Origin of the sequence: Streptomyces sp. SLBN-31, assembly GCF_006715395.1 — a bacterium.
Taxonomy (GTDB): Bacteria; Actinomycetota; Actinomycetes; order Streptomycetales; family Streptomycetaceae; genus Streptomyces.
In genome coordinates, this window is record NZ_VFNC01000001.1 from 3,982,850 (window position 1) to 4,005,429 (window position 22,580).

Genomic DNA, 22,580 nt, shown 5'->3' on the forward strand with positions numbered 1-22,580 from the left:
TCACCTGTGGTGAGTCGTAGGGCTGCGTCGGCGGCGCGGCGGGAAGCGGCCACGGCCTCCGTCGCGGTGGTCCCGTCGCTCGCCGGAGGTCGGCGACTGGGACCGGCCGTTTTTCACCGGGGGTAGTGGCGTGCCGCGTCCGTGACGGCTGGGCAGGGCGGCGCTGTAGTGGTGCACGGCGATTCTGTCGGCGTGCTCGATGTTGAGCCGGTGGATCACGTAGGCGGCCGCTGCGATGAGGACGATGAAGGCGGCGGCCGTCAGCAAGGCGTTCATGGCGGTCGCCTCACATACCGACGATCAGGCGACTGGGCCGGCTGGGTCGACCGGGCTGGGGCGGGACGGCCGCGGACACCGAGGCGCCGCCCTCGTATTCCCATGCCTCGTCCGGGCCCAGTGGCTCGTAGGTCGCGGCGACGCCGTGCCGGGCCTCGTCCGCGGCGATGAGCGCGCTCGCGGTCTGGGGCGGTCCGTCGTAGTGGGACGCGGCAGCCATCAGCCGGGCCGCCGACTCCGCTCCGGTTTCGGGCGGGATGATCAGCAAGTCCCAGCGGCCGGTGCCGTAGGAGAGCAGCAGCAGCTTGTGCGGGTCGATTTCCGGGGTGAACCAGCCGACCTTGACGATGTGGCCGTGCACGGGAACCTTGGGCGGGATGACCGGCCAGTGCTTCGGGTTGACGGCGATGCGGGTGATGCGGCCCCATAGGGGGTCCAACACGTCGGTCAGTGCGGGCAGTTCGCTCAGCAGATCCCGGGAGCGGGGCCACCAGGCACCGTCCAGGAGGCCACGGGAGGCGCCGTCTCTCTTCAGGGTGAGACGCGCGGCCGGGGTGGCGACGGGCTCGGGGTACGGCAGGGTTGGGTGCAAGGTCGCCGACATGATGCGGACCCGTCTCCGGGCCGCCTCTGCGGCGGCCCGGGTTTCATCTCTCGCCGAGAACGACCCGGCGTGGAAGCCGGTGTGCGAATTGCCCTCGGTACTGTCGAGACTACTCCGCGCTTGGCCGCGACGCGGAGGAGTGGCCGCCTAGATGTGGAGCAGTCTCTGGGGTGATCTCCCGGTACTGCCCCAGTGCGAGCCGAAGTTCGTCGCCTGTGCGTCGGGATTCCGACCCTCCCAGCCGGCGCGCAAGAGACGCCGTCGTTCGGCGAGGGTGTTCACGAGTCGGGCGGTGGCTTCGTCATCGGCGCTCTCGGCCTCTTCCAGCGCCTCGAGCGGGGTGTCGGCGAAGGCGTTGAGGCGTGCCGGAGGCGGTGGACGATCTTGTACTGTTCGTCCGGAGTCTGGCCGGCGGGCCGTCGGGCGCGTGTCTGGTCGTACATCATCGGGTGCCCTTTGTGTTCCGTCTGAAGGCGTCCCTGGTCTTCTCCACGGAAACGGTCGTTCCTGCCGCGGCGTTGCAGTCGCCTGTTGCGGGTGGCCGGCCGAGCTCTTGCGTGATCCTGCCCTTCACCGTCTGCGCCTGGTTCCTGATGCTCCGCGCAACGGTCATGGCCGACCTCGCCGTTGTCCGCTGGGTGGGTTCTCGCGGGGACCGGGCGAGGCGGAATGGCGGAATGCTTCGCCGGTGTTCCGGATGTGCATGGCCCGGCACTGTGCGGCCTTCCGCCTCCGGCGACGGTCCGTGTCAACGTGGCGGCCACGCGATCCGGGCCGCCTCGTTACGGCCCGGGCGGCGGCGCATACGGCAGCATCGATGCCGTCAGCCGGTCGGGCCGTCCGGTGCCGGCGTCGGCCGGTGCGGAGGGGGCGTCGACCAATTCCGCCGCCATGAGAGCGGTCGCGGTCGACTGCGGGGCGGTGCTCGCGCTCGCGGCGGCCATCAGCCGGGCGGCCGACGGGGCGCTGACCTCCGGAGGTATCACCAGGAGGTCCCAGCGGCCCGACGTTCCGGACAGCAGCAGGATCTTGTGCGGATCCAGCTCCGTGGTGAACCAGCCGACCTTCACCACATGGCCGTTGACGAAAATCCGTTGCGGGATGACCGGCCAGTAGCGGGGGTTGACGGCGATACGGGTGATCCGCCCCCACAGCGGATCCAGGACGTCGGCCAGCATGGGGAGCTCGTCGTTCAGGTCACGGGAGCGGGGCCACCAGGCGCCGTCCAGCTCGACCTGTCCCGGGGAGGGGCGCACGGGTTTGAGGGTGAGGCGTGCGGTTGGGGCCCTGAAGGGCATGGCGCGCGGCGAGGGATGGTCGGTGGTCGCGGACATCGTGCGAACCCGTCTCCGAACCCCTGCGCGTGAGCAGTTGCCCGGTGCCGTTGCTCACCAGGAACGACACCGGTATCGGGGCCGGTGCGCGAAGTGCTCCCGATGGGTTCACGCTACTCCCCGAAGAGGCCGAACGGACCGCTCCCGGAGATCCCCTCACTTCCGGCGGCCGTCCTTGCCCGCGGAGCGGCTGGTCTCCAGCCAGGACCGCGCCGGTTCTGCCGCGCTGGTGGTGTCCACGGTGAGCTCGAGGCGGGTCCCTCCCTCGGCGTCCACGGGATAGCTGCGCTGTTCTGTGGTGGCGAAGCAGTGACGGAGAACCTCCGCGACCCGACGGGCGACCTCAGGGGAAGCGGCAACGATACGTACGTCGGCGTGTCCGTCCGGGGGAGTTTCCTGGGGCTGCATGACGACCGTTCCCTCTTGGGCGTGGATCCGTGGACTGGATCTTTCACCCTACTCCGGCCCGTGTGACCAGCGAGCTTCCCGACTGCTGCGGGCCGCGGAGTACCGTGAAACGAGTAAGTCACTCCGCATCTCTCACAAACAGGCGAGTGTCATGTCCGACTCCGGTCTCCCGCGTGTGACCAGGCTCCTGCCGGACGCCGTCCACCAGGCGGTGAAGCCGGGGACGGCTGTCGTACGGCTGCAGACCACGCATGACCGGCGGGGCGTTCTCGACGGGGCTTGGTGGCCGTGCTCCCGTGATATCGCAGCCGAGCTTCCCGCCCTGATATCCGCACTGACCGAGTACCTCGGGCCGCTCACGCGCGTCGGCCTGGACGCCGGAGCCTGGGACGCGCTGCCGACGCGACTGCTCGTCGACGACCGCGTCGTCCATATCGACTCCTTCCCGGTCGGCGATGACACCGTCCTCGTCACCAGGGGCGATCAGGACCACTTCTCCCTCCTCGTCATCCCGCCGCACGCGACGCCCGAGGCGGCACGTACCGCGATGGCCGAAGCCGTCCGCGCCAGCAACATCACGCAAGCCGAACAGATCCTCATCAACACCGGTACCGATAGGGCAGCGCCGAAGACGTGACGCCGGTCAGCCGAGGCGGCCGTCGTGCCAGTCCGGTACCGGCGCCGGGATGACCGTGCTGTCGAAGGCGCCGGGGTGCGGCAGTGGACCGGCGAGCCCGCGAAGATGGTGGTGGGCTGGAGGACCGACAATCTGGTCCCCGGAGCCGGCGCGTCAGCCGGTCCGGATCCGGACCGGCCCAGGGGATCCGGCTGGCGCCCACCAGTCTGCGCTCATAATGAGCATCTGCTCCCCGAGTGTGGCCCTCGGGATCTGCGTCCGTGACGTGCTCGTGGGACCGGGTGCCACCCGGTCCCACGATTGAAGGAGGCGATTCACAGTTCAGCCAACCGTGAGGCCCACAGTCCGGGTTCCGCGAACCGGCGCCTGCAAACAGTCTTGGGGCAATTCCAGCAGCCTGCCATCGGCTACGGCGGCCTCTGTTCAGGGCCATGATGTCCGAGGCTGCCTTCACCGGCCCGGTTCACCGCAAGGCGCGGACCGGTCTGCCGCGAGCCGCCGACGCAGGCACGCGCGCACCATGTAACGAGGGCAACGAGGGCACCCTAGTGAGCGACACGGCCACGTCAACCCGGCAGCACGCGCTCGCGCGACCGTCGTCAGTCGCACGAGCACGCCGGCCCGCGGCTCTGTTCCGAACCGCGGACTCGATGCCCGGGTTCCACGGTTTCGGCGCCCCAGACGTGCCGCCCTCGGCGGGCGTGGAGACGCACGCCAGCGGAAAACTGCGCGACGGTCAGCAGAGGACGTTCGAATCCTGGGGTCTGGGGCAGGGGCCCCCGGCGGAACCGGAACCGCCTCCCGCGGGGGAGCCGCTTGCGGCCCCGGCCCCAGTCCTCATGGCCGGGTTGCGTTGGGGCTGAACCCGCTCGCCCCAACGGCCGTGAGGACCATCCCGCAACGGCTCGCGTTGGGGGGAAGGGCGCGAGCCCTCGCGCAGGCGACCGCCGTCTTCGCCGGCCGGGGGCGGTGGTCGTTTCCTTTTACTGTCCCAGTTATCGGGGTGGTGCACCCCGCTCGTCGACGAACTGGTCCGTGCAGCATCGGCCTCTCTGTCCGCGTGGGGCAGCGCAGTCCGCACCGGACCGCTCGCCGCACACGCTTGGCCCCGCCCGGACCCACGAGATCAACAGCGAGGTTTCTTTACAGCTTCTCGCGCCTGACCGTCCACCCCGGCCGCCATGAGCGGTTCTGCGGCTTCCTCGGGCGTGTCCGGTGGCACGACCATCAGGTCCCAGCGCCCCTGGCCGGGCGCGAGAAGGACGATGGTGTCCGCCCGGCGGATTCCGTGAGGGTCCGGTGCAGCTGTACGACCTGGTTGGAGACGAGCATCCGGCCGGGCACCGCAGACCAGGTCGCCCCGTTGACCGTGACGCTGGTGATATAGCCCCACGCGCGCGGCAACCCGGCGAGCAGCCGGGGGAGTTCGGCGAGCAGGTCGTACGAACGAGGCCACCGCGCTGCATCGATGGGGCGTGGCATGCCGCCGCGCGGTGCCAGGCGCAGGCGCAGGAGGGGATGGGAGGGAAGCGGGGGTTGTAGTGCGGCGGTCATGAGATCTCCTGCCAACTGCCGTACATGGATGAATGATTGATGTCAGGCGCGGCAGGCGGCGACGCGGGCCGGACTCGGCCGACAGACGTCGTACACCCCCAGCCGAGACGTTCGAGGAGGCGGATGACGGCGGCCGACGGGTCGAGCTGGCCGCCGTCGACGCCGCTGGCGGGGTCGGCGTGGTGGCGGTTGTGCCGGCTCTCGCCGAACGAGAGCAGGGCGAGGGCGAGGAGGCACAGCGCCGGGACGGGGGACGTCCCTTTCGTAGCCGTGGGCAGCGGGACTGTGTCCGACGGTGTGACCGTCGTGGACGTGGTCGGAAGCGGCATACGTGACTCCTCGGCCTCGATGCGGATGGCGTGGCCGGGCTCACGGGCTGCCCTGTGAGGACGGGCGCGTGCTGCGGAAGGAGGGTGGGCCGGTGAACCGCACACGGGGAGACGGCCCGGGCCGGGCCGAGTTCCGGCATACGGAAAGTCCTCCTCCTGTCCACCGTACTCCTGCTCGTGTCACAACCGCGTGTGTTCGCAAGCGGCATCGCGTCGACGCGGGCCGACACACCGGACGTTGACCGGCCTCACGACTGAGGGCCATGCCGCTCTGCGAATCCGGTACGCCGCACTGGAAGCGGCGCTGGATGATGAACGACCAGACCCGGTCCCAACGGCCGGCGCACCAGCCCGCGGTGCCACAGGACGCCGCGCCGCAGATCCGGCACCCCTATTTGTCGGACGAGCGGGACAAGATCGCACAGTGTCTCGGAGCTTTGCGGACGATCCGGATTCGAGCTACTCCGCGCGGCGGCTCGGGACAGCGGTGGGAGGAGGGCTGAACACCGGATGGTTGCCAGCTATGGCCGCGACGCCTCCCGGGCCTCCTCGTGGGCGTGCGGGTACTTTGCGGTGCGGTGCTGGAAGGCGAGCACCTTGGGGTTTTGGACGACGCCCCCGCGGATTTCGATGGCGTGCCGGATCGTGTCGTCGGTGTCCCAGCCGTCGGGACCCTGGAGCACGACGTCCAGATACGGCAGGAGGGCCTCGCTGTTCTCCCAGGTCGCGGAGTTCCACAGGTATGAGGGGCTGTGGTCCACTGCGTAGTACCTGACGTGGTCGCCGACGGTGAACATCGGGTTGGTGAAGGTGGTGGGCCGGGCCCAGTCGAAGCCCATGCCCTCGTCGCAGGAGACGTCGATGACCAGGGTGCCGGGGGCCAGCTTGGGCAGGTCCTCGTCTATCAGGAACATCAGGGGCGCGTCGGTGTCCTGCAGCACGCAGTTGACGATGATGTCGTGCCCGGCGAGGAACTCGGCCAGCGGCAGCGGGCCGTCCTCGGTGAGGGCGACACTGCGTCGCGGGTCGGGGGTGTTGTCGGCCTTGTCGTGGTCGAAGTGGACGATCCGCGCGGAGTGGATGGGGGAGCTGACGGCGGTGACGCCACGCGCGGTGAGCACGTCGACGTCGTGCACGCCCAGGGCGCTGAGCGCGGTCACTGCGCCTCGCGCGGTCGCGCCGAAGCCGATGACGACGGCGCGCTGTCGGCGCCCGTAGTCGCCTGTCACGCCGGTCAGCTGCATGGCGTGCAGGACTGAGGAGTACCCGGCCAGCTCGTTGTTCTTGTGGAAGACGTGGAGGTTGAAGGCGCCGCTGCGGGTCCAGTGGTTCATCGCTTCGAAGGCGATCAGGGTCAGCTGCCGGTCGATGGCGGTCTGGGTGAGCCTGTCGTCCTGGACGCAGTGCGGCCAGCCCCACAGGATCTGACCCTCGCGCAGTTCCGCCAGGTCTTCGTGGAGTGGTTTGGCCAGCAGGATGACATCGCAGTCGGCGATGAGTTCCTCGCGCGTGCGGAAGCCCGCGACGAGCGGGGCGAGCTGGCTGTCGGGGACGCCGAAATGCTCTCCGTAGTTTTCCTGCAGGTAGATGCGCTTGCGGAGACTGGCGTCGATGCGGTCGAAATGAGCGGGGTGAACGGGCAGGCGATGCTCATTTTCCTTGCGGGTCTGCGACATGATTCCGAGCGTGAGCTGCTGCAAAATGCCCCTTTGGTTACTCCATGTCTAGCACATCGGGGCAAGTCGGCAGACGGTCGCGACGGGCGGGGCCGGGGCAGGCGCACGGGTGGGAGCCGGGTCCGGGCGACATGCGCGTGGCCCTGTTCGCTTCCGGGCAGCGGCATCCGTCTCTGCGGCGATAGGGTCGCCCGCTGTTGGTCAGCTCCGTCGGGTGCGGCCTCGGTCGACGCTCGCGCGGGCCTGAAGGCGCTACGGCCCGACGACAAACAGCAATTCCCGTGAGAACGCGTGCCGGAAGACGTCCGGCACCATGCAGATGAGAGGGCCGAATGGGCCGTCCCGCTGTTCTCCCATCCTGCCAAGGCCGCCGACGAATACGACGTCAGCCAAATGTGCAACGTCGACCCCCGCTGGCAGCCCGACAACTTCGAGAAGAACGTCGAGGCCGTGGGCAAGCTCGGCGGGCTGGCCGCGGCCAAGGGCAGACCATTGTCAAGAACCCGGTCCACCACCAATTCCTCCGCCGGGCAGCGGCATCGAGACCGATCCATAAGCCGGGCATACCCGTGATGCTACCGACACGTGGCACCCCTCTCACCGATGCCGCAGCGCCAGCAGCCAGGCTGCAGGCCCTCGCAGCCGCCCCCACACCGTACTGGTCCTGTACTCCAAGCGACGAACTACGCGGCGGGGCCCGTATCGAGTGCGCTCGACACGGGCCCCGCGAAGCACTGTAGTTGACGCTTACTCAGGACCACAGCTCGATGGAGGTCCCTTGATGCTGCCGCGTGCAGGACAGAGAGTGCCTTGGCCCGGCCGACCGTCTACGGCTGCACACCATCACCTACCTGCCGTCCGGGGTGGGTGCTTTCGTTATGGGTGCGCTGGTGTGGATCCGGGTGTGCAGGGGGCTGGTGTAGTCGACGGCCAGGAACGGGCCGGGCCAGGGCCGGTTCAGGCGGTAGCCTCGATGATGGGAAGCGGGCCGTCATGGTCGAGCCAGGCGGCCCGGCGGCTCAACCGCGGGTGCAGCCGGTCCCACGCCTGTGTGAGGGCCTTCCCACTGAGCCGGGTGTCCGTGGCCGTCACAGTCTGCTCTGTGCCCGAGGTTGCGGGGTCGTCGAAGACGAACTCGCCGCTCTTCGCGGGAGAGTGTTTGACGCCGCGTCACCCGGTCTGAACGGAGTCGGCGAGGATCTCGACGGGCAGGCCGTCCCAGTAGGTGGGCGATGCGCGGGGCGTCGCGGCGGCTGTCAAGAACGTTCCGTTTTCCCCGCGGTAGCGGCGGCCGACAGCCGCCGCGACGTGCGGGCCCTGTCGTCCGACCAGCGGCAGGAACTTCAGGCGGAGATCGACGCGACACTCGCTGAGACGAACAACGGGGGCGTGCAGATCAGTGCCAATGAGGTTTCCTGGGACGGCGGCGACCCGGTCCTGGTCTTCCCGCTCCCCGGGGAAACCGAGGCGCCATCCTCCAGCCCCGCGCGCAATGCGTGCCCAGGGGCTCGACACACCGACCGATGTCGAACCCCAGATCAACTGGGAGAACTGCCCTGCAGGGGCTGACGACAACCGCTGGTACTGCTTCTACCAGTACTCGGGCTTCGACGGCCGCCGACTCCAATGGAACCACGCGCACTGCAACACAGGCATCAAGTTCACCGACTACGGTTTCGACAACAAGACCACCGGCTGGGTGAACACGACCAGGAACGCGGACGACGTGGGGATGATCGTCACCGTATTCGACGGGTGATTCGTGGACACCTTGTGGCGGGAACAGCCGGGGACCAAGGTGAGTCAGGTGGACTCATTCAACGACAACAAGGCCAGCAGCTTCAGGGCCTGCCGAAGGTAGCTGCCACCGGCGACGATGAGTGCGACGCGCTGAGCGCGCCGGCAACGTGCGGGTGCGCTCAGTCGTTGCGCCGCCGTGCCTCCCCGGGCCAGCCGGCTCGACCCTCCAGCGCCTCGACGCGGGCAGCCAAGTCGTGGCACAGGGCCTCCAACTTCCTCACGCGCTGAGCGAGGTCCTCTCGCTCCTCGGGCTTGACGTGATGATCTGCGCCGGGATCGAGAAAGTACGTGTCGCGGTATTCGTCGTGCAGCTGTAGGAGCCCGCCTGTGCGCAGTTCTCGGATCGCGCTGTCGATCTCATCCTCCGGCACGGCGTACTGCGCCCGTAGCTCGGTGACCGTCGGCAAAATGTCACCGAAGGTATACCGCTTGTCAGCCAGGCCCTCGCGGATGTGTCGGACGAACTCCTCGCGTGCCCGCGCCACGTTCCTCGTCGTCGCACCGGGCATCCGAATCGCTTTGAGGTGCGCAGGCCTGTCGTACTTGTTCTCCGGCATCGCTCAGGGCCTTTCATGGTTCGTCGGCACTGTGGCTCGCTCCAGCGTCTCGCTCACACTGATCGTGGCGGGTACGGACACGTTCAGGCGCCGGGCGCTACCGAACAGAGCCGACTCCGAGCCCACGGGGTAACCCGACTCTGGGTCGAACAGCACTGTCTCTCGCTGTGTGCTGCCCTCCACCGTTTCACTCTGGGACACCGCGATCGCGTGCCGTCCGTTCCAGGTCGTGGTGGTGGATACGGCCACGCTGGTGTGGTCGGCGAGAACCCGCAACGCGGCGGCACGTAGCTGAGGATCGGCCGGGCCGGACCTCGCCGCGTAGCCGAGCAGGTCGTCCACCCCGTAAATGATCATCCCTGCTTCCCAGTTCACCTGTGCCAGCTGCTGCGCGAGCTAGCGGGGCGCGGTCGAGAACGGAGCGACAGTGTTCCAGGCACTGCTCTGCGGGAAGGGGAATTTGCCAGGCCCGAAGGTCCGGTCCTCAACCCCTTTGCCGGTGACCAGACCTGCCGCCTCGGCGTCCTTGCGCTGGGCGGGGTTGGGATAGAGCGGCTCGCCGTACGCGCTGCGTCGGCGCCCCGAGTCATTGTCGGCCACCCAGGACTCGGTCACGGTGGGGACGGCCGCATTCACCACTCCTGCCGGAACATCACCAGCGGTGTTCAACCACCAGCCCCAGGTCTTCGTGTACTGATATGCGCCCCGCCTCGGTTCGGGTCCGAGGCGGTCCACTCGGCGCGCGAAGGCGAGGAGGAACGCGCGTGCCGACTGCCCCTGGACAGGGCGCAGGGACAGCACGGGCGGTGTGTAGGCGACAGGGGTCGCCGCGTCCTTGCGGTCCAGGAGGTCGCGCCCGCCCACGGCCAGTACCGCGCCCGCGCCGGCGACCGCCGCGCCCGCCAGGAGCTGCCGTCGACCCGGCAGCACCACCCGTTGAGGACGCCGGGAGCGCTGCAGCAGCCCCAGTGTGTGCTCCGCCTGCGGCGGCAGGGTGATGTGGCCCTGCTCGTCGGGGCCTGCCGGGTCGTTGGCGACGGTTAGGAGTCCTCGGATCCGCTCCACATCTCGCTTCATGTTGCAGTCCCTTCCGCTGTCATGGGGCGAGGCTCGGTCACTGCGGTTACGTCACCGACGAGTTCACGTTCCAACCTGCGCCGGGCTCTGTGCAGACGCACGGTGAAGGTGGCCCTGCTGCATCCCAGAGCCTGCGCCGCTTCAGCCGGTTCCAGGCCATCCCAGGAGACCAGCATCAGCACCTCGCGGTCGCGCTCGGGTAAGCGAGCCAGGATTCGGGCGGCGCCCATGCGCTCCAGCACCTGGAGCTCCGCCCCGGCTTCCTCTCCCCGCACGAGATTCTTCTCGTGACGTAGTCGGTCGGCCAGCCGGTCCCGACGCGCCCGGGAGCGCCGCACATTTGCCGCGACCCGCCGGGCGATGCCGTACAGCCAGGGCAGGGCGGCGCCCCGCCTTGTCGACCAGCGCTCCCAGGCGATCGTGAAGACCTCCGAGGCCGCGTCGTCGACCAACTCCGGTGCGAGCCTGCGCGCCAGATACCTCGTCACGGCGTGGTACGACTCCCGGTACACCACCTTGAACCGGGACCACTCATCTTTCGCCTCGCCCACACGGCCTCCCCTGCCGTTCATGCTCGCAGACTGTTTGTGTCTGCCGAGGCGTTGCGATTACAGCAGCCCACGTGAAATCTCGCGGGTCCCGGGAACGTATCGCCTTCGACCGGATCCACGAGCTGCGGTGTTGGGGTTGCTGACAGCGGTGGGTGTGGTGTGGTGTTGGTCTCGGTCATTCAAGGACCGGTGTGGGTTTGCGCTGGGCAGGTGTTTGTTGGGCGTGCGGGGTCTGTGGGTGGGCTAGGGTCTTTCGTTTGGATCAGGCCGGATCAGGGAGCGGGGTCTGGCACGCGCATCTACGGCGTTGTCGTCGGTCCCCGACGATCCACGTCGGCTCCCTCCTCCGCCATGCATCTGCACGCACCAGACCCCGCTCCCTGATCCGGCCTGATCCAGACGAAGACCCCAGGGCCGACGTAGGGCCGGCCGTCCGAGGCGGACGCAGGGCCGATGGAGAGGGGTGTCTCGATCGCGGGTCCGATGACTGCCGGCAGCGCGGCGACGGTCTCCACCACGCGGTCCAGGCCGTCGCCCGCATGCAAAACCTCGCCCTCGCATCATGACCACAAGACCGCGATCACAGGCTCTGACCTGCCTAGACACGGCCTTGTGCAACACCCTTTAGCTGGACTGGTCCGTTGGCTCAGATCAACCGGTATGGAACCGGGGATCTGGACCTGGGCTTTTGCCCATGACCCGATCCGCTGCCTGTTGAGCTGTCATCCGTTCACCGAGCGCCATTTCCTCATGGCGTCATCCTCCGACTCCCGGTCGGTATACCAGGACACGGTTCGCTTTCCGCACATAATGCAGTCCTCGCCTTGAGAAGGTCGTTGCTGCCTGCGACACTTTCCGCAGAAGTAGACTTCGTTCATTTGCTTCGTCCCGTCGGTGGATATACTTGAACGCCGATTCGTGAAGCTGTTCATCTAGAGAAATTAGCCGGGCTGCCTACGCATCGTGCACTTCCAGTCGAGGGTCAGCGGACTGATATGCCTGCATGAGAGTGTCCAGTGCCTTGCGCGTTGCCACAGCGCTTCCGATGCTGCTCGGAGCCCGCAGGCGAATCTCCCGATGATCTTTCCGGTCCCAGACATACAGGTGGACGACTACGTTGCCGCCACCGCTTCCCATTGCTTTGGGGATCGAGGCGCCAACGGAAAAATCTTCTTTGTCCTGGTTTAGGCTCCCGAAAGGAGATTCATCTCGAGGCGTGAAGAACTCAAGTTTTTGCCCTGAAGGTACTTGGCTGGTAAATCGACGGAGGCCAGCGGCAAACTTGGCAGTCCCCGAAAACATGGAATCCGCCGACTGTTGAAAAATGTCTGCAGCCTGAACAACGGTCAAAATTGTGCGCAGGTCAAACCCTGTAACGCGCATCTGTTCCCCGATCCCTGTGCGTTCGGAATGCTCCATATCGTGGTCCTATAAGTGGAAGTACGCAAGGGGAATCAAAGTTCGCTTCTGGAACAATTGTTCGGTGATTGCAGATCCCCCTTCGCTTGCCCCCCGCGCCGTCGCCGACAACCGCCGTACGGTCGGCACCTGCGCCTTGTCGTGTGCGATGTGCCGGGTTGGTGTCAGTGGGTGGGTGTCGGTGACGGCATGTCAGGTTCAGGCTGTTTCGCTGCTGACGGGTGTTGAGCCTCGGGAAGTCACTGTCGTGGGGCGGCGCATGCGGCGGCCGTGGCTGTCGTGGGCCGGTACACCCCGCTCCGCTCCACTGTCTCGGGAACGGCACTTCTGATTCTTGCGGGGGTTGCGCGGCGGCACGGTGGTCGGTGTCGGTTGTGCGCGTTCCAACGGGTGTGGGGTGGGGCGTCGGATGCGTGGGGTGAGATCACGGCGGGGTTGAGGGTGTCCCGGCCGGTGGTTGCGCGATTACTGGAGCTGGATGCGGCGGGGGCGGCCGTGCGGATGGCGCTTGGTGAAGTGCTTACGGGCTGGAGGGTGACGTGGATGCCGGTACCGGTGCGTCCGTCGGTAGCCGGCATGCGGCGGGCGGTGTTCGACGCTCTGGCACTGCCGGCCGTTTCCCGCACACCTCGGCGCGGGCTGCGGCGGCCGCGGAAGCTCTGCGTGAGGCGCGGGTTCTGGTGGCCGACGAGACGCAGCGCCTTCCTGTGCCGTGTCTGGAGTCCGTGCAGAGCCTGTGGGACCACCCCGGCACGCAGGTCACGCTGGTGCTGTGCGGGGCGGGCAGCGAGCGGGCGCTGGGCCCGGCTTCCGCAGCTGGCATCCAGGGTGGTCGCGTGGCAGGAGGTTCCGCGCCTGGACGGAGTGGAAGTCGCTACGGCGGTGACCGGCTTTCATCCGCCGTGGCCACTGTCCCGGCCGCGCAACTGGCGTGGATCGACCGCTCGTGCGCGCACGGCACCTTCCGCACGTCGGCCGCATTGACCGCGCATCTGCAGAACGCCCTGCTCACCACCGCTGACACGTCCGTCGACCGCGCCTTGCTGCGGCGGCTGTTCAAGCGGGTCGCGCCGCCCCTGTGAACGGAGCGCTCTGCAACGGCCCAACAGGACGTCCCACCGCGCGAGGGGAGCTGGCATGGAGGACGAAGGCACCAGCCGCGCAGGCGGCGGACTGCCCGCGGCGTCGAGGAGGGCTCTGCGCGGTCCTGCGGTGCGGCGGCTGCTCGCCCTGCGGGCGGGGAAAGGGCTGACGGCCGGTCAGGCTTTTGGTTGGCTGGACCAAGACCTTCACCGATCCCCGGCTATGCACGGCCATCGTCGGCCGGCTGACCTTCAACGGCACGATCATCGAGACCGGCACCGACTCCTACCGCCTCGCCCAGTCCCGGGCCAAAGCCGAACAGGCCGCCGCGACCTGATATAACTGCCGCCCCTCGGTGGCCGTCCTCTCTTCTGACCTGCGGCCTTACGACCGTGCGGGTTGGTTGGCGATCAGAAGGGTGACGTCCGCAGGCCGAAACCCCAAACGTGCAAGATGCGGGCGACGGTGTCCTCCGCATCGGCGAGGAAGACGGTCAGCACCCCGTGGTTGCGCGCATGAACGGCCAGGGCCGCCGTGATGGCCGCGGCCAGGCCCTCGCGGCGAGCGGTGGGGAGGGTGCCGACGCCGACGATCTCAGTGGTGCCACCTGCCGGGTGGTAGTGGCCGGCAGCGAGGGGGGTGCCGTCGGGGGCAAGGGCAGCGATGAGTGCTTTGTTTCTGGCGGATCGTGGGCCGGACCACACCTCGACCGTGCCGTCCGCGGCCAACTCCTCAGCAGCCGCCGACAGTTCCGCAGGGCCCGCCAGGCCAACAGCGGTGCTCGGTTCGGCGAACGCCAAGCGAGGGAGAGCGAGTGCCTTGGGAAGGGCCGGGTCGTCGGCCGTCAGCACGCGGAGCGTGACGCCGTCCGGCAGGGGCTGCGGGGGAACCGGATGGTGCGGGTCGAGGACTATCAGGGGGCGTTCATCCACCGGCAGGTCGGCGGCCTCGACCCGGGCACGAAGCGCTGGCGCTGCATCGGCGAGCCACTCGAATGCTTCCGGCACGCCGAGTTCGCGCTGCCGGGCACGCACCCGGGCGATGTCAACTGCGGTGATGGTCCCGGAGCCCTCTGCGAGGGGTTGAGCGTGGCTTGGGCCGCCGTAGTTAGGGGTTCCTGGTTCCTTTCGCACGAACGCCGTAACGGCCCGAACTCTTCCGCGTCGGCGAACAGCAGTGGCACGGCCGCGTAGTACTGCTCGATACGGGCACGCAGTGAGTCACTCAATGCCGCGCATCTCACGATGGAGCATGGGCATGTCGCATCCGAAAATGACCGTCCGGAACGGCTCGGAAGGCCGCCAGGTGTTGCTAAAACTCATCGACGTGTCGGCGGGCGAGCCCCCTCAAGCGTTTCCAGAACTTAGCGTCACACGTTGCCGCTTCTCACCGACACAGTCACGCCGGTGACGATAACGGGGATGGGCCATGGCCATGACGGCGGGGGTGTGTCCTCGCTACGATGAGGTTTGGGCGGCCCGGACGCCCCCCCCGGTTCGACCGGCGAAGGGACCATAGTTTCACCGGGCGCTGCCCGGTCTCCTAGCGAGGCCGGGCATCGTAGCTAGCTCCGTGAGTCTCTTCACGGAGCTCACCCTGCGTACGCCACCCTCACCAGCGCATGTCGAGCTCATGCGGCGCCATACGCCGTTCTGGACTGAGCTTGGCGGCTCTGCGGCGGGTGTTGTCGATCCAGGCGCCGTTCTGACGACCGTCCCCGCCGTCTCCGTCCAGCTTGATCGTTTCGGTGTGCTTGCGTGGAACTGCCGGCCTGCGGCGTGGTTGGTGTCCCACCTTTAGTAGTCAGGACAGTCCGTCAACGGTGGCGGCTCAGGGAAAGACCGATTGCCATCGAGCCAGTCCGTCAACCACTGTGCCAGCGTGAACCGCTCCGGGAAGAGACAGTGCTGTTCGCAGCGGGCGTTCGGTTCCCAGCCCCACATGTGGCCTTCTGGGCTACTGAAATCGACGAACCACCACACGGCACCGCCAAGGGTCACCACCGGCACCGTGTGGCGCGGGGGATGCGGTGGTTGCGGCTCTGCCGGTCCGAAGGCACGTGCGAGCTGCAGAAGCGACTCTTCGTCGCTGTACCACTGACCGGTGTCGGTGAGAGACAGAACCTTGTGGCTGGGTCCGAAACCGCCGTTGGCGACTTCAAGATACAAACGACGCAGCAAATGGGGCATGGGCCAGCCGATGAGTGCCTCCAGCTCCGCGACCGCCTCCAGGGGCGCCGGCGGCGGCAAGCGGTGTTCCTGGGCGAAGACCCGGACACGGTCGATGATCTCGTCCTCAGTCACCGGCTGATCATCGAGTCAATGCCATCCGGCTGTCCATCCCATCTGCCACCACGCAACTCGTCCTCGCCGACGGTCTCTGCTCGCGTGAACCTGCAGGTGGCCTTCGCGGGCGTGGGTGCACCGGCCGGCGCAGGTCGTCGGAGTGGTCGCGGACGCATCCTGGCGGACGCGACGTTCGGCGAACCCCTGGTGAAGTGGTCCTGCGGGGAACGGGCATCAGCTGCGTGCCTGTGCAACGCATGCAGGCCCTGCGAGGTCACGCTTGCCAGTGCATGCCGAGGTTGCTGAGGGCCACACGTCGTTCGTCGGCGAGAGGAGGGTCAGTTGGGGTCGTCGTGTGTGCGGTGCTGGCGGAGTGCTTGGAGGATGGCTTGCTGGTGTGCCTCGTGCGGATTAGCAGGGGCTGTTGCCGGGGTGTCGAGGAGCGGGGCGAGGCGGCTGTGCAGCGTTTCGAGGCCGATGAGTGCGTCGAGACTTTGAAGGGTTGCGTCGTCGAGGACGGGTAGTGGGGCTCGATCGGGCGGTAGGAGCGTGGCGAGGAGGTTGAGCGGGTTCCACCCCTGGTCGAAACGCTGGTTGATCCAGGTTCGGCAGACTTCGGACTTGGTATGGCGCCATGCCCAGATGAGGGTGATTTCCTGCTACGTGAGTGCGTTCACGGGGCGGCTCCCGGTTGGGGCGAGGTGTCTTGCGATCTCGTGGCTGATGAAGGAGCGCGCCTCACCAATCCAGTTGACTGAGGCTGCTGGCTGTGCGCGGTCCGGGGTGTCGGCGTCGTTATGGCTGATGAGGCGTTGGAGGGTGCGGGCAGCCAGGACGGCTCCGTCTGATGTCTCGGCCATGGCCCTCAGGATCGAAGGCCGGTCGGGCTCTGCAAGGTCGGTCACGAGGTCTTTCGCGAGGATGTCCATGGCTCGGTCGGCAGTGAACAGACCCAGGGTCCCTTGAGGAGCCGCGGTGAGGTGGCCGTAGTGCGGGGCTGCGGCTTTGAGGATCGCGGCTGCCGGCACGGGAAAACCGGCGGCGCGTTTGTAACCGATGCGGCGGGTGATGCGTTGGGTGTCGTCGCGCAGGCGCAGGAGGAGTTCGTCTGCCTCTGCGTCCGGGGTGCCGTTAGCCAGTTGCTCCAGGGCGATGTCGAAGGCTCCCTCGGGAAGGTCGTCGTCGGGGACGCCGAAGACCGTGTAGCGGTCGAAGTAGTCGACGCTGCCGACGCCGCGTCGGTGTGCGATGGCCTGGAAGTTGCTGCCATAACCGAGAGCCTGCCGGACTGGTGCGAACAGCATGCCCATCAGGCCGATCACGCCGTCCAGGTGCTGTTCGGCGACGCCGGCGCTCTGGAGTCTGGTGCGCCATCGGTCGAGGCCCTGTTCGGGCCGCTCATCGCGGCGCGAGGGCAGATCTTTGCTGCTGCCGGTGAGCCACGAACTCTCACTGGAGTACTAGTACTCCAGTGAGAGTTCGTGTCCTGAGCTGCGTTTTCGGTAGTGGCAGCGGCGGGCGGTGGCTTGGTGGTGTCTGCGCCAGTGGGACCAGTTCAGTGCGTGATCTCGTGGATGACCGCGAGGTCGGGGGCGGGTCCAGAGAATGTCCAGGAGCCTTCGGATCTCTGCCACGGTGAGTGCGGTGATGGTGCTGGTGGGGTCGTTTCTGCGGCCCCCTTTGCGGCCTCGTCGGCGGCGAGGCCGGCAAGGAAGGCGTGGGCCAGCATGGCGAGGGTGATGTGCCGGTACCAGCCCGTGTAGCGGCGGACTTCGTACTCGTCCAGGCCGCATTCGTTCTTCGCGGCCTGGAAGCATTCCTCGATCGACCAGCGCATCCCGGCCACCCTGGCCAGATCCGCAACCGTGCAGGTCACGGGCGCGTAGGCGAAGTAGTAGGCAATCTCCTGTGTCCGTGTCAGGCTGCGGCGGGCCAGCACCCACCGGTGATGGGTGGGCTCGTCGCCGTCGAAGAAGCTGATCGCCGGCAGCCTGGCACTGGCCCAGTCATAGATCCGCGGGCCCTTGGCGCCCATGCCGCAGGAGATCCGTTGCCAGGCATCCTCGGGTGCTTCGCTGATGAGCTGGTCGATCCGCCAGAACCCTGCCAGGCTCTTGACCTGCTGCGACTTGGGAACAGCGACGACGTATCCGACACCGAGTTCCTCGAGCAGGCGGCGGAACTTCCACTCCTGACCGTAGGCCTCGTCCGCGGTTACCCACTCTGCCGGCAGGCCCGCGGCCAGCGTGCGGGTGACCATCACCTTCGCCAACTCGCCCTTGGTCGCGAAGGCCCGTTCATCCGGGATCTTCGCTGCCCGGCACCGCTCACGGTCGGCTGTCCAGGCCCTGGGCAGATACAACTCCCGGTCCACCAGGGCCCGTCCGCGGCCGGTGGCATAGGCGGCGAACACTCCGATCTGACAGTTGTCGATCTTCCCCGAGGTGCCGGTGTACTGCCGGCCCACCCCCGCGGACGTGCTGCCCTTCTTGACGAACCCGGTGTCGTCGATGATCAGCACACCACCCGGGCCGAGCTTCTGCCCGACGTAGTCCCGCACATCGTCACGGACCTCATCCGCCTCCCAGCGGGCTCCTGCCAGCAGGTGCTGCATTCCGGCGGGATCACGGTGACCTGCCCATTCGGCCAGCTGCCAGCTGTTCTTCCGGGCCACCGGAGCCAGCAGACCCCGCACATACCCCCGCATCCGCCACCGCAGATCCACCCGCGAAAACCGACCGGCAACCCGCCCGAACAACGACTCCAGCTCCGCCGCCCACACCTCGGCATCGACCATCCCCACCATGCCCTGACAACGACACACACCAGCTCAGGACACGAACTCTCACTGGAGTACTAGGGCCGCTCGCGCGCCGAAACGGACCGCGACGTCCCGGCATCGTTCTGCTGGATCTGGGGCCAGGACTCCGGCCCCGGCCGTCCTCGGCCCGCTCACGGGCGCGTACGTCGCCGATCTCGGCGCGGGGCCGCCCCGGCACGCCGCGCACCTGGCGGTGCGGCAGCCGATGGCCCGGGTGGACGCCGTGGACGCCTCGCCCGCCCAGACTGCGATGGCCGCCGACCCGTTCGGGCAGGTGCCGCGCCTGCGGATCGTCGGCGCGAATGTCGTCGCTCACCTGCAGGCCGCGCGCGGCTCCTACGACGTGCTGTACAGCGTGTTCGGGGCGGTCGACTTCACCGATCCGCGGCAGCTGCTGCCGGCGGCGTGTGGGGCGCTGTCGCCGGGCGGGCGGCTGGTGTTCTCCACGCTGGCCCACTTCCTGTCCGGGGACGTCGCCGAGGCCGACGTCGTCTCCCGGCAGATCGCGGTGAAGACGCAGGACGGCGAGGCCGCGTGGATGCCGCGCTGGGTGCTGCAGGAGCAGGTGTGGGTCAAGTTCCTCGACGAGGCCGGGTTCGCCGACATCAGCGTCGAGGAGTGGCCTGCGGGTGAGGGGCCGCGCGCGGCCGCGACGCTGCTAGTGGCGGCCCGCCGCCCGGCGTGACCTCAGGCGAACCGCGCCTCGGCGCCGCGCTACACGTACTGCCAGCGGCCGTCGTCGTCTTCGCCGGCGCGTTGGTGGTACGCCACAGCAGCAGCCGGTAGGGCTGCGGGTGCTCGACGGACGAGCCGGGGACGCCTGCCGGGTCGGCGATCACCGTCAAGAAGTGCGGCGGATGGCCGATGGCGTTGAGCTCGACGTCGAAGACCTTCCCTGCTGCCGGGCCGTGCAGCATGACGGCCTGCTCGCTCATGCTGCGCTCTCCGTCCGGCCGGGGGCGCGGTGGACGCCGTTCACGACGAGGACGACGGGCGGGCAGTCGGGGCACGAGTAGCGGCCAAGTGTGCCGAGCCAGCGCCAGCCCGCATCCCACAGGGGCGCCTGGGGGACCGTGATCAGAGACTTCACCGGTGAGGACGTAGGTGATTGGGGCGACGCCCGCCTCGCCGCCGACGCCGGGGTGGACGGAGTCGCGGTCTCCAACCGCGGAAGCCACCAGGTGACCGGCTTGCGCAACTGGTCGTCCTCACGGTGCTGGATCTGGTGGGAGGCGACGGATGACCCCTTACGGATTCTCGGCAAGGTCGTCGGCGTCCTACGCCTTCTCTGCACAGGCGGAAATCCCTTGGCGATGGACCTGCCGATCATGCCAAGCTGTCAACCACCAAAGGGGCGTAGCTCAGATGGCCAGAGCGCCGGTCTCCAAAACCGGATGCCGCAGGTTCGACTCCTGCCGCCCCTGCCACTCGTGCTTGGCCGCCTCGGCGATCACCCCTTTTATCAGCGCCTGGGGAAGGGATACGAGTCGCCCTCCCAGTCGTGGACGGTCTGCGGTGTGCTGGCGGGTGCCGGCTGCCTTCTGGCGGCCCTGGGGTTCCTTGCGGTCTGGGTGAATGGACTCGTCGCCCTCTTCGACTGACTCAGGTCACCCATGCAGGGCCCTTGTCAGGGCTGCGGTAACAGGTGGCGCGCCTCTATGCCTGTAAAACTCTTCCCCCTGCCGCCCTGAGCCCGAGAGCGAGGAGCAGTCGGGCGGAGGTGCGGGATGGCCGATGGGTTACGAAGGCGGCACCGAAGGTCGCGGCGCCCTCACGGCGGCCGGGCTGAGTGTGGTGCATCCGGCTGCCGAGATCAGCGGAAGTTGGGTTCAAGCTCCAGCCCTGCGCTCTCCAAGAGAGGGGCGGGAGCCGCTCCCGCCCTTCTCGGGGCCGGGCGTGATGCGCGTGACGGTCCACGCTGCCTCCCAGTGCCTCTCCACAGCGCCGGGACCGCCTTGGCGGCGTGGAATGGTGGGACGACGAGGACTACGCCGATTACGGCCTCCGGCCCGAGCAGATCGATGACCTCGGAATGTGGGCCGTGGAGTGGGCCACCAGCGTCAGTACGCGGCTGCAGGCTGAGGAGGATCCCGGCGAACTTTGAAGAAGCGGGCGTCCAGCTTTTCGGTCCCGGCGATCGGCGTCTGTCGAGGTGTTGGCGTTCGATCAGGGTGAGGAGCCGCACTTCGAGGGTGGCCGCTTGAGGTGGGTTGGTCTCGCGGCGGTGGGTGCTGGCGGGGATTCTTTCGGGGGTTGATGGGTGTGGTTTTGGGGTGGGGTGTGGTGGGTTTCGGGTGGTGCGCGCTCGTTGCTGGAAAACCGCTCACCCGGTATCTTTTTCGGTGTTGGCTCGTCCGTACGAGCAGCGGAGCGGTTCAACTTCCTTGGGGAGGTGGGTTGTTCCCGGGGGCTGGGGTTGTCCGGGGTGGGGGGCGGGTGTTTTGTGTGCTGCGCCTCCTTCGCCCTGCCGCGCGTGTGAGGGTCGGTGTCTGGGGGAGGTCCGGGATGGTGCACGGGGTTGAGGGGGATGTGGTGGTCGTGGGCGGGGGGCCGGTGGGGTTGCTGCTGGCGTGTGAGCTGGCGGGGCGTGGGGTGAGGACGGTGGTGGTCGAGTCGCGGGCGGGGGTTTCGCGGTGTCCGAGGGCGACGACGTTGCATGCGCGTGCGGTGCAGTGTCTGGTGCGGCGGGGGTATCTCGCGGGGCTGGTGTCCGGTAGCGGCGGGCGGATGACTGGCCGTGAGAGCGGGGCGGGTGGGGCGGATACCGGTGGGGGGCCGGTGAGCAGTCCGTTCCACTTCGCGGGTTTGGCGGGGTTGGTGATTTCGGTGCCGGCGGGGGAGCCGGAGCCGGTGTTGAAGTGTGCGCAGGAGGTGCTGGAGCGGCATTTCGAGGAGCGGGCGCGGGCGGTGGGTGTGCGGGTTCTGCGGGGGTGTCGGGTGACGGATGTGCGGCAGGGTCCGGGTGGGGTGCGGGTCACCGCGCGGGGGCCGGGTGGTGCGGCGGTGGTGTGTACGGGCCGGTACCTGGTGGGAGCCGACGGGGCCCGCAGCCTGGTGCGCCGTGAGGCCGGCTTCGCCTCCCGTGCCTATCCGGCGACGGTGTCGGCGATGGCGGGGGATGTCCGCGTAGAGGGAGACAGGGGCAGTCTGGAGGCGGGGTGGCGTCGCACGGAGCGGGGCTGGATCGTTGCCAAGCCTCTCGAAGAGGGGTGGGTCCGTCTGCGCACGCTGAACTGCCAGGGTGCGCACGCCGATCGTGATCGGCCGTTGGTCCTGGAAGAGCTCCAGCGTGAAGTGTGTTGGGTCACCGGCCGGGACATCACTTTGCGTGATGGTCGGTGGTTGAGCAGGTTCAGTGATTTTTCCCGGCTGGCTGCCTCCTACCGGCAGGGGCGCATCTTCTTGGCGGGGGATGCGGCGCATGTGCATTTCCCGGTCGGGGGTCAGGGGTTGAGTACGGGGGTGCTGGATGCGGTGAATCTGGGCTGGAAGCTGGCGCTGGCGGTGCGCGGCTGGGCGGGGGAGGGGCTGCTGGACAGCTATGACAGCGAGCGGCGGCCTGCGGCGCAGCGGGTGATCGACCATACGCGTGCCCAGCTGGCGTTGATGCGGCCCGGCCCGGAACTGGACCCGCTGCGGGCGCTGTTCGGTGAGCTGCTGGCCCGGGGCGGGGAGAGCGGTGTGCTGGCGTCGATGGTCAGCGCTCAGGACACGGTGCTGCCGACGCGAGGTGCGGGCTGTTCTGCCTGGGAGGGAACGTTCCTGCACAACACCGTCCTGCGCACCCGCCACGGTCGGGCCGATGTGATCGGTCTGCTGCGCGAGGGCTTGCCGCTGCTGCTGCTCTTGGGCGGCCACCGTGGCACCGACGCCTGTGCCGAAAAGGCTGGGGGGTGGGCGGGGCGGGTGCGGGTGGTGGAGGCCGAGCCGGTGTCCGGTCTGCCCTGTGCGCTGCTGGTGCGGCCCGATGGGTATGTCGCCTGGGCATTGGAGGGTGAGGGGGCGGCCGCCTGGGCGTCGGGGGCCGGCGGGCTGGCCGCTGTGCTGACGGAGCTCTTCGGCCCGGCCGCGGCAGTGAGGGCCCCCGGTGTGCTGGCCGGGGCGGTCGGCTGACTCAGGGTGTCGGCCGGGGCGCGGCAGTGGAAGCCGCCGACGTGGCGGCCGGGGCG

Annotated in this window: 24 protein-coding genes, 1 tRNA gene and 2 pseudogenes; 10 read left to right on the plus strand and 17 right to left on the minus strand. The window is 68.3% G+C overall.

Features of this window, described 5'->3' with window-relative positions:
- The 4 genes from FBY22_RS18490 to FBY22_RS18510 all read right to left on the minus strand — a co-directional run bounded on the left by FBY22_RS18490 (window position 1) and on the right by FBY22_RS18510 (window position 2,622).
- Complete coding sequence (locus FBY22_RS18490; RefSeq protein ID WP_142146880.1) at window positions 1–276, minus strand: hypothetical protein; 276 nt, start codon at window positions 274–276, stop codon at window positions 1–3.
- A gap of 10 nt (window positions 277–286) precedes the next feature.
- A complete protein-coding gene (locus tag FBY22_RS18495) occupies window positions 287–880 on the minus strand; it encodes a DUF5994 family protein (RefSeq protein WP_142146882.1) in 594 nt (197 codons plus the stop codon).
- 782 nt (window positions 881–1,662) lie between these two features.
- Window positions 1,663–2,136 carry a DUF5994 family protein gene (locus FBY22_RS44530; protein ID WP_399211349.1) on the minus strand — a complete coding sequence of 158 codons (474 nt, stop codon included), beginning with the start codon at window positions 2,134–2,136 and terminating at the stop codon, window positions 1,663–1,665.
- Window positions 2,137–2,370: 234 nt separating this feature from the next.
- Window positions 2,371–2,622: a hypothetical protein gene (locus FBY22_RS18510; protein ID WP_142146884.1), complete on the minus strand. Its 252-nt coding sequence runs from the start codon at window positions 2,620–2,622 to the stop codon at window positions 2,371–2,373.
- Window positions 2,623–2,773: 151 nt separating this feature from the next.
- Here FBY22_RS18510 and FBY22_RS18515 point away from each other — a divergent pair, with 151 nt between their 5' ends.
- Window positions 2,774–3,259, plus strand: a complete 486-nt coding sequence (locus FBY22_RS18515) for a DUF5994 family protein (protein ID WP_142146886.1) — start codon at window positions 2,774–2,776, stop codon at window positions 3,257–3,259.
- Window positions 3,260–4,486: 1,227 nt separating this feature from the next.
- On the opposite strand, the gene FBY22_RS18520 is transcribed toward FBY22_RS18515, so the two are convergent.
- From FBY22_RS18520 to FBY22_RS18530, 3 genes are all read right to left on the minus strand, one after another.
- The gene (locus FBY22_RS18520) at window positions 4,487–4,813 is read right to left on the minus strand and encodes a DUF5994 family protein (protein WP_313905423.1); all 327 of its coding nucleotides are present in this window, start codon (window positions 4,811–4,813) and stop codon (window positions 4,487–4,489) included.
- On the minus strand, window positions 4,810–5,142 hold the full coding sequence (locus FBY22_RS45965) for a hypothetical protein (RefSeq protein WP_399211352.1): 333 nt from the start codon (window positions 5,140–5,142) through the stop codon (window positions 4,810–4,812). Before FBY22_RS45965 ends, FBY22_RS18520 begins: the two co-directional genes overlap by 4 nt.
- 521 nt (window positions 5,143–5,663) lie before the next feature.
- Window positions 5,664–6,842 carry a N(5)-(carboxyethyl)ornithine synthase gene (locus FBY22_RS18530; protein WP_142146888.1) on the minus strand — a complete coding sequence of 393 codons (1,179 nt, stop codon included), beginning with the start codon at window positions 6,840–6,842 and terminating at the stop codon, window positions 5,664–5,666.
- Between the two features lie 267 nt (window positions 6,843–7,109).
- Between FBY22_RS18530 and FBY22_RS18535 the strand changes: the two genes are divergently transcribed.
- Together FBY22_RS18535 and FBY22_RS18545 are read left to right on the plus strand one after the other, a co-directional pair.
- On the plus strand, window positions 7,110–7,391 hold the full coding sequence (locus FBY22_RS18535; protein ID WP_142146890.1) for a hypothetical protein: 282 nt from the start codon (window positions 7,110–7,112) through the stop codon (window positions 7,389–7,391).
- Window positions 7,392–8,310: 919 nt separating this feature from the next.
- On the plus strand, window positions 8,311–8,577 hold the full coding sequence (locus FBY22_RS18545; RefSeq protein ID WP_142146892.1) for a hypothetical protein: 267 nt from the start codon (window positions 8,311–8,313) through the stop codon (window positions 8,575–8,577).
- 160 nt (window positions 8,578–8,737) lie between these two features.
- Here the strand turns inward: FBY22_RS18545 and FBY22_RS18550 are convergent, their stop codons facing one another.
- The 4 genes from FBY22_RS18550 to FBY22_RS18565 are packed head-to-tail and all read right to left on the minus strand — an operon-like array spanning window position 8,738 to window position 10,803.
- The gene (locus FBY22_RS18550) at window positions 8,738–9,175 is read right to left on the minus strand and encodes a GntR family transcriptional regulator (protein WP_142146894.1); all 438 of its coding nucleotides are present in this window, start codon (window positions 9,173–9,175) and stop codon (window positions 8,738–8,740) included.
- A gap of 3 nt (window positions 9,176–9,178) precedes the next feature.
- Entirely contained in the window at window positions 9,179–9,517 is a 339-nt protein-coding gene (locus tag FBY22_RS18555; protein ID WP_142146896.1) for a hypothetical protein, read from the minus strand.
- A 54-nt stretch (window positions 9,518–9,571) separates the two neighbouring features.
- Entirely contained in the window at window positions 9,572–10,252 is a 681-nt protein-coding gene (locus tag FBY22_RS18560) for a hypothetical protein (protein ID WP_142146898.1), read from the minus strand.
- Complete coding sequence (locus FBY22_RS18565) at window positions 10,249–10,803, minus strand: RNA polymerase sigma factor (protein ID WP_160159899.1); 555 nt, start codon at window positions 10,801–10,803, stop codon at window positions 10,249–10,251. Before FBY22_RS18565 ends, FBY22_RS18560 begins: the two co-directional genes overlap by 4 nt.
- A gap of 485 nt (window positions 10,804–11,288) precedes the next feature.
- Between FBY22_RS18565 and FBY22_RS45760 the strand changes: the two are divergent.
- Window positions 11,289–11,369, plus strand: a pseudogene (locus tag FBY22_RS45760) (IS5/IS1182 family transposase); the annotation flags it as partial.
- A 388-nt stretch (window positions 11,370–11,757) separates the two neighbouring features.
- Here FBY22_RS45760 and FBY22_RS18575 read toward each other — a convergent pair.
- The gene (locus tag FBY22_RS18575) at window positions 11,758–12,222 is read right to left on the minus strand and encodes a hypothetical protein (RefSeq protein WP_142146902.1); all 465 of its coding nucleotides are present in this window, start codon (window positions 12,220–12,222) and stop codon (window positions 11,758–11,760) included.
- 539 nt (window positions 12,223–12,761) lie between these two features.
- On the opposite strand from FBY22_RS18575, the gene FBY22_RS18580 reads away from it, so the two are divergent.
- Entirely contained in the window at window positions 12,762–13,304 is a 543-nt protein-coding gene (locus tag FBY22_RS18580; RefSeq protein ID WP_260844923.1) for a hypothetical protein, read from the plus strand.
- Between the two features lie 191 nt (window positions 13,305–13,495).
- Window positions 13,496–13,642: pseudogene (locus FBY22_RS44205) on the plus strand (ATP-binding protein); the annotation flags it as partial.
- A gap of 73 nt (window positions 13,643–13,715) precedes the next feature.
- Here the strand turns inward: FBY22_RS44205 and FBY22_RS18590 are convergent.
- From FBY22_RS18590 to FBY22_RS18610, 4 genes are all read right to left on the minus strand, one after another.
- Window positions 13,716–14,339, minus strand: a complete 624-nt coding sequence (locus FBY22_RS18590; RefSeq protein WP_313905424.1) for a GNAT family N-acetyltransferase — start codon at window positions 14,337–14,339, stop codon at window positions 13,716–13,718.
- Window positions 14,340–15,101: 762 nt separating this feature from the next.
- Window positions 15,102–15,608 carry an SMI1/KNR4 family protein gene (locus FBY22_RS18595; RefSeq protein ID WP_142146903.1) on the minus strand — a complete coding sequence of 169 codons (507 nt, stop codon included), beginning with the start codon at window positions 15,606–15,608 and terminating at the stop codon, window positions 15,102–15,104.
- Between the two features lie 641 nt (window positions 15,609–16,249).
- Entirely contained in the window at window positions 16,250–16,912 is a 663-nt protein-coding gene (locus tag FBY22_RS18600; protein ID WP_142146905.1) for a hypothetical protein, read from the minus strand.
- A 233-nt stretch (window positions 16,913–17,145) separates the two neighbouring features.
- Window positions 17,146–18,387, minus strand: a complete 1,242-nt coding sequence (locus tag FBY22_RS18610; protein WP_142147787.1) for an IS701 family transposase — start codon at window positions 18,385–18,387, stop codon at window positions 17,146–17,148.
- Window positions 18,388–18,616: 229 nt separating this feature from the next.
- On the opposite strand from FBY22_RS18610, the gene FBY22_RS18615 reads away from it, so the two are divergent.
- Window positions 18,617–19,096 (plus strand): class I SAM-dependent methyltransferase, encoded by a 480-nt coding sequence (locus FBY22_RS18615; RefSeq protein ID WP_260844924.1) that lies wholly within the window; start codon window positions 18,617–18,619, stop codon window positions 19,094–19,096.
- Between the two features lie 246 nt (window positions 19,097–19,342).
- Here FBY22_RS18615 and FBY22_RS43910 read toward each other — a convergent pair whose 3' ends face one another.
- A complete protein-coding gene (locus tag FBY22_RS43910) occupies window positions 19,343–19,501 on the minus strand; it encodes a hypothetical protein (protein WP_160159900.1) in 159 nt (52 codons plus the stop codon).
- Window positions 19,502–19,761: 260 nt separating this feature from the next.
- Between FBY22_RS43910 and FBY22_RS18620 the strand changes: the two genes are divergently transcribed.
- The 3 genes from FBY22_RS18620 (at window position 19,762) to FBY22_RS18625 (ending at window position 22,524) form a co-directional block, all read left to right on the plus strand.
- A tRNA-Trp gene (locus FBY22_RS18620) sits at window positions 19,762–19,838 on the plus strand.
- A 536-nt stretch (window positions 19,839–20,374) separates the two neighbouring features.
- Window positions 20,375–20,515, plus strand: coding sequence for a hypothetical protein (locus FBY22_RS44535; protein ID WP_222127780.1), 141 nt, complete (start codon window positions 20,375–20,377; stop codon window positions 20,513–20,515).
- A gap of 401 nt (window positions 20,516–20,916) precedes the next feature.
- Complete coding sequence (locus FBY22_RS18625) at window positions 20,917–22,524, plus strand: FAD-dependent monooxygenase (protein ID WP_142146907.1); 1,608 nt, start codon at window positions 20,917–20,919, stop codon at window positions 22,522–22,524.
- The last annotated feature ends 56 nt before the right edge of the window (window positions 22,525–22,580 follow it).